10 protein-coding genes and 1 tRNA gene are annotated in these 11,583 nt (G+C 38.0%); 4 read left to right on the top strand and 7 right to left on the bottom strand.

What is annotated here, in order from left to right:
• Positions 1–4: 4 nt before the first annotated feature.
• The 6 genes from QMN76_RS06150 to mnmE form a co-directional block, all read right to left on the bottom strand.
• Positions 5–80, bottom strand: a tRNA-Lys gene (locus tag QMN76_RS06150).
• Positions 81–388: 308 nt separating this feature from the next.
• Entirely contained in the window at positions 389–1,291 is a 903-nt protein-coding gene (locus tag QMN76_RS06145; RefSeq protein ID WP_282024081.1) for a ParB/RepB/Spo0J family partition protein, read from the bottom strand.
• 23 nt (positions 1,292–1,314) lie between these two features.
• Entirely contained in the window at positions 1,315–2,103 is a 789-nt protein-coding gene (locus QMN76_RS06140; RefSeq protein WP_034339614.1) for a ParA family protein, read from the bottom strand.
• Between the two features lie 5 nt (positions 2,104–2,108).
• Complete coding sequence (gene rsmG / locus QMN76_RS06135) at positions 2,109–2,723, bottom strand: 16S rRNA (guanine(527)-N(7))-methyltransferase RsmG (protein WP_051462019.1); 615 nt, start codon at positions 2,721–2,723, stop codon at positions 2,109–2,111.
• Complete coding sequence (gene mnmG / locus QMN76_RS06130; RefSeq protein WP_282024084.1) at positions 2,707–4,599, bottom strand: tRNA uridine-5-carboxymethylaminomethyl(34) synthesis enzyme MnmG; 1,893 nt, start codon at positions 4,597–4,599, stop codon at positions 2,707–2,709. Before mnmG ends, rsmG begins: the two co-directional genes overlap by 17 nt.
• A 38-nt stretch (positions 4,600–4,637) precedes the next feature.
• Entirely contained in the window at positions 4,638–5,957 is a 1,320-nt protein-coding gene (mnmE, locus tag QMN76_RS06125) for a tRNA uridine-5-carboxymethylaminomethyl(34) synthesis GTPase MnmE (protein ID WP_408869460.1), read from the bottom strand.
• A 249-nt stretch (positions 5,958–6,206) separates the two neighbouring features.
• Here mnmE and QMN76_RS06120 point away from each other — a divergent pair, with 249 nt between their 5' ends.
• The gene (locus QMN76_RS06120) at positions 6,207–7,154 is read left to right on the top strand and encodes a tetratricopeptide repeat protein (protein WP_282065855.1); all 948 of its coding nucleotides are present in this window, start codon (positions 6,207–6,209) and stop codon (positions 7,152–7,154) included.
• Between the two features lie 84 nt (positions 7,155–7,238).
• Positions 7,239–7,688 (top strand): methylated-DNA--[protein]-cysteine S-methyltransferase, encoded by a 450-nt coding sequence (locus QMN76_RS06115; protein ID WP_282065854.1) that lies wholly within the window; start codon positions 7,239–7,241, stop codon positions 7,686–7,688.
• A gap of 185 nt (positions 7,689–7,873) precedes the next feature.
• Here the strand turns inward: QMN76_RS06115 and rho are convergent, their stop codons facing one another.
• Complete coding sequence (gene rho / locus QMN76_RS06110) at positions 7,874–9,145, bottom strand: transcription termination factor Rho (protein ID WP_282065853.1); 1,272 nt, start codon at positions 9,143–9,145, stop codon at positions 7,874–7,876.
• Positions 9,146–9,503: 358 nt separating this feature from the next.
• On the opposite strand from rho, the gene trpB reads away from it, so the two are divergent.
• Together trpB and trpA are read left to right on the top strand one after the other, a co-directional pair.
• Positions 9,504–10,730, top strand: coding sequence for a tryptophan synthase subunit beta (trpB, locus tag QMN76_RS06105; RefSeq protein WP_282024090.1), 1,227 nt, complete (start codon positions 9,504–9,506; stop codon positions 10,728–10,730).
• Entirely contained in the window at positions 10,727–11,554 is an 828-nt protein-coding gene (gene trpA, locus QMN76_RS06100) for a tryptophan synthase subunit alpha (protein ID WP_034339636.1), read from the top strand. The genes trpB and trpA overlap by 4 nt, the downstream gene beginning before the upstream one ends.
• Positions 11,555–11,583: the final 29 nt, after the last annotated feature.

Below are 11,583 nucleotides of genomic sequence, written 5' to 3'. Positions count from 1 at the left end.
AAATTGGTGGGTGCACAAGGGTTCGAACCTTGGGCCCGCTGATTAAGAGTCAGCTGCTCTACCAACTGAGCTATGCACCCAATAATTATTGACACTATCAATATCAAAGCATCATTTAAAATACAAGTTCAAATTCAATATTAGTCCTAATAAACAGTTTATTTATTTTTATTTAACGTCATACAAAATTAATCTATCTTACACATAGACATTTTATACAATAAATTTCCTTTATTTATAATAACATGTAAAATATTTACATAATTATTAAAAACTTTATCAATTTAGATAAGAGCTTTTCTTGAAAAGAGATTAACCTTTTATATTGCAATCAAAATCAATCAGTTAATTATCATGAATACATAAAAGATATGTTTTATCTTACCATTTATTTTTTGAGTAAGCTCAACAACTCATCAAACTGTTCCAAAGATTTATAATAAATTTGAACAGTTCCCCCTTTACCATCAAATTTAATCTGTACGTTCAAGCCAAGCTTACTACGCAAGTCCTTTTCTAATAATTTAAGCTCTGAATCCAAAGGCTCATGCTCTTTATGTTTCTTTGGCTTTTTTTCCAGATCTCTTTTAACTAACTCTTCTGTTTGTCGAACGGTTAAACCACGCGAAATGACTTCTTTTGCAGCAGCAACTGGATTAGGATGCATTAATAGTGCACGTGCATGACCAGCACTTATTTTTCCTTCTTTTAAATAAACCCTCACTTCTGCAGGAAGGTGTAATAAACGAATAGTATTAGCAATATGAGGACGTGATTTCCCTACCGCAGCTGCTAAATCTTCTTGGGTGAGCTCAAATTCTTCTAATAACCTTGCAAATCCTTCAGCCTCTTCAATGATATTTAAATCTGCGCGTTGCAGATTTTCTACCAATGCTGCTGCCATCGCATCACTGTCGCTAAGCTCACAAACGCGCACTGGCACTTCATGAATAGTAGCTAGTTGAGCAGCACGCCAACGACGTTCCCCAGCAATAATTTGATAGTGCCCTTTATGACCTGGCTTTTCTCTTACCAATAAAGGCTGCAATATTCCATGATGTTTAATGGAATCTGCAAGTTCCTGTAAAGACTCTGGCATCATCACTTGACGTGGTTGAAAAGGTCCTGGTTCTACAAATTCAATTGGTAGATTTAACAAAGAAACTGCATTACTTTGTTGTGTTATCTCGTGAGGTATAGATGTGTGTATTTTATCCTCAACCGCATTTCCTAACAAAGCAGCAAGACCTCTGCCTAAACGTGCCTTTTCATGATTTTTTTTGCCAGCCATAATAACTCTTACCTTTTATTTTTTTATTTGAAGCGACGCATTAATTCTTTGGCAAGATTTATATAAGCCACAGCTCCTGCTGACCTACGATCGTACAACATAATTGGCTTACCATAACTTTGGGCTTCTGAAATGCGAATATTTCTGGGAATAACCGTTTTACAGACTTTTTCCCCAAAGAATGCTTTTGTATCCTCAGCAACTAATTCAGAAAGCTTATTACGCTTATCATACATGGTTAAAACAATTGCTCTGATATCTAATTCAGGATTTAGAGATTTTTGCACTCTTGTAACCGTTTTAACAAGATGACTGATCCCCTCTAACGCCAAAAATTCACATTGTAATGGCACGATCAGCCCATTAGCCGCGACCAAAGCATTTAACGTTAACATCCCCAAACTGGGTGGACAGTCAATTAAAATATAATCGTAATGTTGAGGTAATGTTGCCAATGCATTTTTCAAGCGGAATTCACGACTTTCAACATCAATCAATTCCAACTCTGCACCAGCCAGATTCCCATCGGCCGTAATTAATGATAAATTAGGAACAATTCCTTGTTTAATCATACCTTCACTTACAGCACCATCAATGAGCAGGTTATACGTACCAACAGCACGATCATTATAATCAATACCTAACGCTGTTGAACTGTTGCCCTGAGAATCCAAATCAATCAATAGAACCTTTTTCTTTTCTGCCAATGCTGTTGCCAAATTAATTGCGGTTGTTGTTTTTCCAACCCCACCTTTTTGATTGGCAATCGCTAAAATATGTGGTGTTTTTAGTTTTATATTTTTCTCGGTCATACTTCTTACACAATATGTCTAAATTGATTGATTTTTACTATAACCCCATCGGAGCTTGTCTTGCTAGGAATTTTCAGATAATCAAATTCCCAATTTTGCTGTGCTTCTGCAATTTCATCATCAACCTGTCGACCTTTCAGAAATAAACAATATCCATTTCTTTTTACCCTATATTCAGAAAAAGAAAGCAATATTTCTAAAGAGGCCAAGGCTCTTGCTGTAATTAAATCTACAGGGGGAATATCCACCTGCTCTATCCGTTTGCATAATATATTTACGTTTAATTGCGTTTGTCTGGCAACTTCACGCAAAAAGACAGTTTTACGTATATCCGATTCAATTAGCGTTATCGGTATTCCTGTAACAATTGCCAACACCAATCCAGGAAAGCCACCCCCAGTACCAAAATCAGCAATAGATCCCACTGATGGTTCGATAAAACTTGCTAACTGCAAACTATCCAAAATATGACGATCCCAAACTTGATCAACAGTTTGCTTTGAAACCAGATTTATCTTTGTATTCCATTGCTGTAACAATGAAACGTATAATTCTAATTTTTCTTTTGTTTCACGTGAAACATTTTTCAACAAATCAGCGTCTTCATTCTTTGGCTGCATATTTTGATACCCCATCTAAACTACGAATATGCGCCAAAATTGCCATCAAAGCCGAAGGTGTTACCCCTGGAATACGTTGGGCTGCACTAAAACTGACTGGTCTTACTGCCTCTAAACGTTCTTGCATTTCACGACTTAATCCACCAATTTGTTTATAATCTAAGTTGGGTGGAAAAGTAATTTTTGCTTCTTGATCTAATTGTCGTATTTCTCTGGCTTGTCTGACCAAATACCCATCATAACGTGCTTCTGTTCGAACATAATCTTGAATATTTTTAGGAAGCTCTACAAACCAAGGAGCTAGCTGAGAAACAGATTCTTGTGAAGGTATCAAAGAGAGCACTTCAAAAAAAGAACGCCAGCGCCCATCGGGAGAAACCGTTAACCCTTGTTGTAATAAAGTTTTAGGTAAAAATTTCTCTTCCCTAGCACGTTCGACCGCTTGTTGAATATAATTTTGATCTTGACGATATAATGCCAAACGTTCAGCACCTACGCAACCCAACTTTTCCCCCATTGGTGTTAACCTGACCGCTGCATTATCCGCACGCAATGTTAAGCGATATTCTGCACGGGATGTAAACATACGATAGGGTTCGGTAACCCCTTGAGTGGTCAAATCATCAATCATTACCCCAATATAAGCTTGACTGCGATCAATCGTAATTTTATTAGAACCACTTGCATGTAATGCCGCATTTAGTCCTGCTAATAACCCTTGAGCGGCAGCCTCTTCATACCCAGTTGTGCCATTAATTTGCCCAGCCAAAAACAGACCTGGAAACACAGGAAGCTCTAATGTTGGATTTAACGAACGTGGGTCAATAAAATCATACTCAACCGCATATCCAGGGCGCACAATTACAGCCTTTTCCAATCCGGGAATAGAATGAACCATTCTTTCTTGGATCTCTTCAGCTAAACTTGTTGAAATGCCATTAGGGTAAATGAGATCCCCCCCCTCATGATGAGGAAGTCCCTCTGGTTCTAAGAATAATTGGTGACGATCACGTCCAGCAAAACGAACAATTTTATCCTCAATAGAAGGACAATAACGAGGCCCTTTGCCAGTGATTGATCCACCATACATTGCTGAGCGATGAATATTGTCTTGAATAATTTGATGCGTTTCTGGCGTAGTCGCTGTGATACGACAAGATACCATTGGGTTATATGCTTTTGAAGTAAATCGACTAAAGAATTCTGGTTCTTCATCTCCTTTATCTTCAGCTAAACTTTCCATATCAATGCTGGATCTTAATAAACGAGGTGGTGTCCCTGTTTTTAAACGCCCCATTCTCAACCCTAAAGCTTCCAAACGTGCACCCAATAATGTTGCAGGGGCTTCACCTACACGCCCAGCGGGGCTGCTTTTTTCACCAATATGAATGACACCACGTAAAAAGGTTCCTGTTGTTAAGACAACAGCACCAGAAATAAATTCTCTACCATCTTCACAAACAACCCCTTCAACACAATTTCCTGGCCCAACACGAAGATCAGCAACAGCCCCTTCGGCAATTGTTAAATTGGGTGTGGCAGCTAATAAATCTTGTATCGCCTGACGATATAAAATACGATCTGCCTGTGCTCGTGGTCCATGTACTGCTGGGCCTTTGGATCGATTTAGGAGTTTAAAATGAATGCCTGCACGGTCTGCTGCTTGCGCCATAATACCATCCATGGCATCAATTTCACGCACCAAGTGCCCCTTTCCAATACCACCTATCGCTGGATTACAAGACATCGTCCCAACAGTATGCTGATAATGTGTTAACAGTAATGTTTTTGCCCCCATTCGTGCAGAAGCTGCCGCAGCCTCACTGCCAGCATGACCACCACCAACAACAATGACATCATATTTTACATTAACCATTATCTTTTGCTCATTTTCATTATTTTATCAATCAACTCTTATTTCCCAATACAGAATTGACTAAAAATTGTATCCAACAAATCCTCTACACCAATCGTGCCTGTTAATCTACCCAAACTTTGCATCGCAAGCCTTAATTCTTCACCTCTTAATTCTGGCCAATCAAGTCGTTGAGCTTCTTCCAGATGTTGAACACACTCCTCTATCCCCAAACGATGCCGCACCCTTGTTAAAGGTGGTGGCCCCTGCCTTGCTGTTAAAAACTTGGCCTTTTCAGCTAAGACTTGTTTTAAGTGATCAATACCTTCGCCGGTTTTAACACTAATAAATAAAATTTTGTTATCATTTCGATCCAATGTTTCACGTGAAACATCTATGTCTTTTTTGGTTCTAATCCAAAAATCACATTTAACCTCTGGCTCCAACACATCAATAGAAGCATCTGTTAAACATAAAACACAATCTGCTTCACGACCAATTTTTTGGGCACGCCGAATTCCCTCCGCTTCGATTAAATCTTCTGTTTCACGCAAGCCTGCCGTATCTACCAATGTAACAGGCACATCCCCCAATACAACTCTCACTTCAATTGCATCACGCGTTGTTCCTGCTTGCTCGGTTACAATCGCCGCATCACGATCAGCCAACAGATTTAATAAACTTGACTTGCCAGCATTTGGCGCACCTAAAATCGCAAACACTAATCCACGACGCAAACGCTCACCACGACCTGCATCATCAAGATGCGCTTTCATTTCTTCGTATAATGTTTCAATCGTGCTTTTTAAATTTTGCTCTACTTCTTCAGGCAAATCTTCATCTGGAAAATCAATCAATGCTTCCTGAAAAGCCAGAACTTCACGTAGCTTTTGCGCCCATCCTTGATAAACAACACTTAATCCACCCTCTGTTTGCTCAAGAGCTTGTCGTCGTTGCGCTTGAGTCTCTGCCTCCACAAGATCAGAGATCCCTTCTGCCTGCAATAAATCCACCTTACCATTTAAAAAAGCACGCTTACTAAACTCACCTGCCTGTGCAGGTCTTGCCCCATAAGCTACCAATGCATCAGCAACTGCGTCTATCACCGCTGGGCCAGCATGCAAATGAAGCTCTGCACTATCTTCACCCGTATAACTATTCGGCCCCTTAAACCAAATAGCCAGTGCCTGATCCAACAACTCATCTTTATCACCTCTTCTCCACAACTGTCGAACAGAGGCTTGTCTTACTTTTGGCACGCTATGACAGAGTTTTTCCAAAATAGATAATGTTTGAGGGCCACTAATGCGCATAATCGCAACAGCACCGCGACCAGAAGCCGTTGCCAAAGCAAAAATTGTAGAGTTTGAAAGGGGTATATTCATGAATAACGATTTGACCAGAGAGTTATTTGAAATTTTACAATTACTTTATAGTAAAGTAACCTTTCTTTATATCAAAAAGAAAGTATTTTTCCAGAGTATTTATATATTTTTTAATGATCTAACAAGCAGAAAAAACTTATACTCACATTTAAGTATATATTGTACTTAATTATTCATCAAAAACAATTGATTTATTATACTGATATTTTGAACTGCAAACTGTTGCAATTTAGGGTTAATAAAATGCAATTTAAACATAAACTTATGATAGTCTGTACAATTCTTAGCTACTTTTTACCCAATGCTTCCGCTATTGAACATAGTCCCGAAAAAAAGATAGAATATGCAAAGATTCCCAATAACAATCCAGATATATTAAATATTTTAGCAAATAAATATATCAACCAAGGTAGTATACCCTTAGCGATCCCCCTTCTTAATAAAGCAGCAGAACAAGAAAATTCAGACTCTTTAATAACACTTATGACACTATACGCTCATGGGCAAGGTGTGCCACAAGATGAGAAAAAAGCACAGGATTATTTTAAAAAATTAAAAAAAAATAATCGCCCTTCAAAACTATTTGATTACATCATTTTTCTCATACAGAATGCAAAGACTATTAATAATTATAAAAAAGCCCAAACCTTATTAGATCAATATCATACCTTGTTAGATCTGCAGGAAAAAGCTTGTTATCAATATGCTGAAAAAATGTCAAAAGAGAAAAATATCAATATAATATGTGATGCATGGATAGAAGGTGAACCTTTATATAAAACTATTAGTAGTCTATCAGGGATCATTGCTATTCACCTACATCACTCTCAAAGCGAGATACAACAAGGAGTAAAAGAACTAGAAATATATAACAAATATTATTTAGAGCTTACTAGCCATTTATCCAAAGGATTTCCTTCAGTATTTCTAGCTCAATTATACATAAACGGAACATATGTACCTCGCGATTACCATAAAGCCAGAAATATTTTAGAAAATTCATTAAAATATTTACTACGATCACAAAGCGCAGAGACTCAACACCTTCTTGGAACAATGTATCAACAGGGATTAGGCGTGAAAAAAAACAACAAAATTGCCAAAAATTATCTTGAAGATGCTTGCTCATTAAACAATGAACAAGCCTGCCAAGTATTAAAAACACTATCTACCCAAAAACATATCAAATAATTTCTTTTCAAGCCTTTTAATAATAATTTATATTACCAGAGAGTTATTTTAATTTAATTTTCCATGTAAAGAAAAATCACACTTATGTCTCAAATATCTTTTCACTCTCCCACAGGAGAACTCAGCATTGCCGAAGATAATGGCTTTATCGTTTCTGTCGATTGGGGATGGGGGAGTCTACAAGAAGAAACACCATTGCTAATCGAAGCGAAAAAGCAGTTTGATGCCTATTTTGATGGTAAATTAAAACAATTTAATTTGCCTATTCGCCCTTTTGGCACAAATTACCAATTAAAAGTTTGGGAGGCTTTACAAACCATTCCTTATGGCGAAACGCGCTCTTACCAAGATCTTGTACACATTACAGGAGGTAGCCCTCGCTCTATTGGTGGAGCCAATGGAGCCAATCCTATTCCCATCATCATTCCTTGTCACAGAGTGATTGGAAAAAGCAGTCTAGGTGGTTATTCCGGTGGAGAAGGCATTGAGACCAAACAATATCTGTTAAATATGGAACAACTTTTCAAAATTTAATTTAATATAACCAGAATGCTAGCGAATATAAAAATTCGAAACAGATTTCTCCATTGCATAGATTACAAGGGTCTGATTAAGGCTTATAACGATTTACCTAAACGGTAAAATAGTAAATATCCTAGCAAAAAACAAAAAAAGCCAGTGTCTAGTTAAATACTGGCTTTTGAAAAAATGAGTATGAATTAAGTATTCATCGCATCAAAAAAATCTTGGTTATTCTTGCTATATTTCAACTTATCGAGCAAGAAGTCCATCGCATCCATCGTTCCCATTGGGGCAAGAATACGACGTAATACCCATATCTTAGAAAGACTCGCACGATCGACGAGTAATTCTTCCTTACGAGTACCACTCTTGGTAATATCAATCGCAGGGAACGTACGTTTATCCGCCAATTTACGATCCAAGATTAATTCGGCATTACCTGTCCCTTTGAACTCTTCAAAGATCACTTCGTCCATACGGCTTCCTGTATCGATCAAAGCTGTTGCAATAATAGTTAAAGAACCACCTTCTTCGATATTACGCGCAGCACCAAAAAAACGTTTTGGGCGTTGCAACGCATTGGCATCAACACCACCTGTTAACACTTTACCAGATGAAGGAACAACAGTGTTATAAGCACGTGCTAAACGAGTAATCGAATCTAATAAAATCACCACATCGCGTTTATGCTCGACCAAGCGCTTGGCTTTTTCCAACACCATTTCGGCCACTTGAACGTGCCGATTGGCTGGTTCATCAAACGTCGAAGAAACCACTTCACCTTTGACAGAACGAATCATATCTGTGACTTCTTCTGGACGCTCATCAATCAACAATACGATTAAAACAGCTTCTGGATGATTGATTGCAATTGCTGTTGCGATATTTTGCAACATGACGGTTTTACCCGTTCTGGGAGGTGCAACAACCAATGCACGTTGTCCCTTGCCGATAGGGGTAACCAAATCGATCACTCGATGGGTAAAATCTTTATTTGGATTTTTACCTTCCATCAGCGCAGGGATTTCCATTTTCAATCGCTCATTAGGAAATAATGGCGTTAAATCATCAAAGTTAATCCGATGGCGGACAGCTTCTGGATCTTGGAAATTAATGGAATCTACTTTTAATAAAGAAAAATAACGTTCCCCCTCTTTGGGTGCACGAATTTCTCCTGAAACCGTATCACCAGTTCTGAGGCTAAAACGTCTTATCTGGGCAGGAGATACATAAATATCATCAGGACCAGGCAAGTAATTAGACTCGGAAGAGCGTAAATATCCAAAGCCATCAGGACGGATTTCTAATGTGCCTTCTCCGTAAATTGCTTGATTATTTTCCGCGAATTTTTTGAGGATCGCAAACATCATATCCTGTTTGCGCAGTGAAGATGCATTCTCAATCTCTAAACTTTCCGCATACGCAAGAAGTTCTGCTGGAGACTGAGCCTTAAGGTCGGCAAGTTGCATAGATGGCTCTAATTATAGAAAATCATGAATGAAAAAGGAAATATCGATCAAACACCATTAATATTGGATTGAATGAACGGTGATTTTTATTTTGAATAAATTATTAAAAGTAAAAATACATAATTCCATACGAGGCAGGGTCTAGATATGACTATCTAAATTGGTTAAAAAATACTTTTATTTTTTTCAAGTGTCAAGCACTTTTATCAATCTCTCTCTCAACTGACGAACATAGATCTTTTACAGTCATTTAGACTTGCTATTCATATAATTTAGACTAACTTTGTGTTTAATGATATATTATACTTATATACTTTATTTATCTTAATAATTTTAGGTTACCTTTTAGGAGACAAACGTGAGGCCTGCATCTGACCTGCCTTTAAATAGCTTGCGTCAAGGACCTGATGAAAATGGTCGCTTTGGCGTTTTTGGTGGTGTTTTTGTTTCAGAAACATTAATGCCTTTAATTCTTGAATTACAACAGGCGTATGATGAAATTCAAAAAGATCCAGAATTTCATAAAGAATTAAATTATTATTTAAAAGACTATGTCGGACGCCCCAGCCCCTTATGGCTTGCTCAAAGACTAACTGATCTTGGACAAGGTGCCAAAATCTATTTAAAACGTGAAGATTTAAATCATACAGGCGCTCATAAAATTAATAATGTGATGGGACAGATCCTGTTGGCTCGACGCATGGGGAAAACTCGTATCATTGCTGAAACAGGTGCTGGACAACATGGTGTGGCCACAGCCACTGTTTGTGCGCTTTTTGGTATGGAATGCGTTGTTTATATGGGTGCTGTTGATATTGAGCGCCAAAAACCCAATGTTTTTCGTATGAAATTATTAGGGGCTAAAGTTGTTCCTGTAACCTCAGGCAATGGCACACTTAAAGATGCTATTAATGAAGGTATGCGTGATTGGGTAACCAATGTTCATAACAGTTATTATTTGATGGGAACCGTTGCTGGCCCTCATCCTTATCCTGCAATGGTACGTGATTTCCAATGTATTATTGGTAAAGAAACCAAAGCACAAATCATGGACGCTGAAGGTAAACTTCCTCATAAGATTATTGCTGCCATTGGTGGTGGTTCTAACGCTATGGGTATTTTTCATCCTTTCCTTGATGATTCTTCTGTTGAATTAATCGGTGTAGAAGCTGGTGGTATGGGACTTGATAGTGGTGAGACTGCTGCCTCTATTGAACGTGGTTTTCCTGGTGTTTTACATGGCAATCGTACTTACCTACTACAAGATGAAGATGGTCAAATTATTGAACCTTATAGCATTAGTGCCGGGCTCGATTACCCTGGTGTTGGCCCTGAGCATTCATGGTTAAATGATATCAAACGCGTTGAATATGTTGCCATTAATGACGACGAAGCCGTCCAAGCATTCCAAACATGCACGACAAAAGAAGGGATTATTCCTGCACTTGAAAGCGCACATGCTTTGGCACATGCCTTAAAAATCGCTCCAACAATGGACAAAGAAGAAATCATCATTGTCAATCTCTCTGGGCGTGGAGATAAAGATATTGATAGTGTCGCTAAATACTTAAAGGTGGAATTGTGAGCCGTATTTCAAAATGTTTTGCCACATTAAAACAAAAAAAATGTGGTGCTTTTATCCCTTATCTTGAGGCACATGATCCTGACTATCAAACCTCTTTATCGCTTTTAAAGGCAATGCCCAAGGCTGGGGCAGATATCATTGAAATTGGTATGCCATTCAGTGATCCGATGGCTGATGGTTCAGCCGTACAAAAAGCCGCCATTCGTGCATTAAAAGCTGGTGCAACAATGAAAAAAACGTTGCAAATGGTCACAGAATTCAGAATGGAAAATCAACATACCCCACTTATTTTAATGGGATATACAAATCCTATTGAATATTATGGGTATGAAAAATTCTGCCAAGATGCTGCCAAAGCAGGTGTTGATGGGTTAATAATCGTCGATATGCCTCCTGAAGAAATCGAAAATATCAAACCTTATGCAATTAAAAATCAAATAGATATTATTTACTTAGTTGCTCCAACAACTTCTGCTGATCGTCTTACGACTATATTAAAAGAAGCTTCTGGTTTTATTTATTATGTCAGCATTACAGGAACAACAGGAACAAGTACAGCAACAAACGAAAGTTTGGAAAAAGCAATTCCAATGATTAAAGCTGCTTCTGATTTACCTATTGTGATTGGTTTTGGGTTAAATACCCCAGAACATACGGCGAATGCAGCGAAAATTGCTGACGGAGCAGTGGTTGGTTCTGCGCTTTTAAAAACACTTGAATCCACTTTAGACAGTCATAATCACGCAACTCAAGATACAGTTACAAAAGTAATTGAACATACAAAATGCCTTGCTGATGGTGCACATAGTGTTCTTAAACAATAAATTCTGATAGATTATTTAAGTATTTACGA

Source organism: Commensalibacter papalotli (ex Botero et al. 2024) (assembly GCF_947179115.1).
Classification (GTDB): domain Bacteria; phylum Pseudomonadota; class Alphaproteobacteria; order Acetobacterales; family Acetobacteraceae; genus Commensalibacter; species Commensalibacter papalotli.
This window is presented reverse-complemented; position numbering and strand designations above follow the sequence as displayed.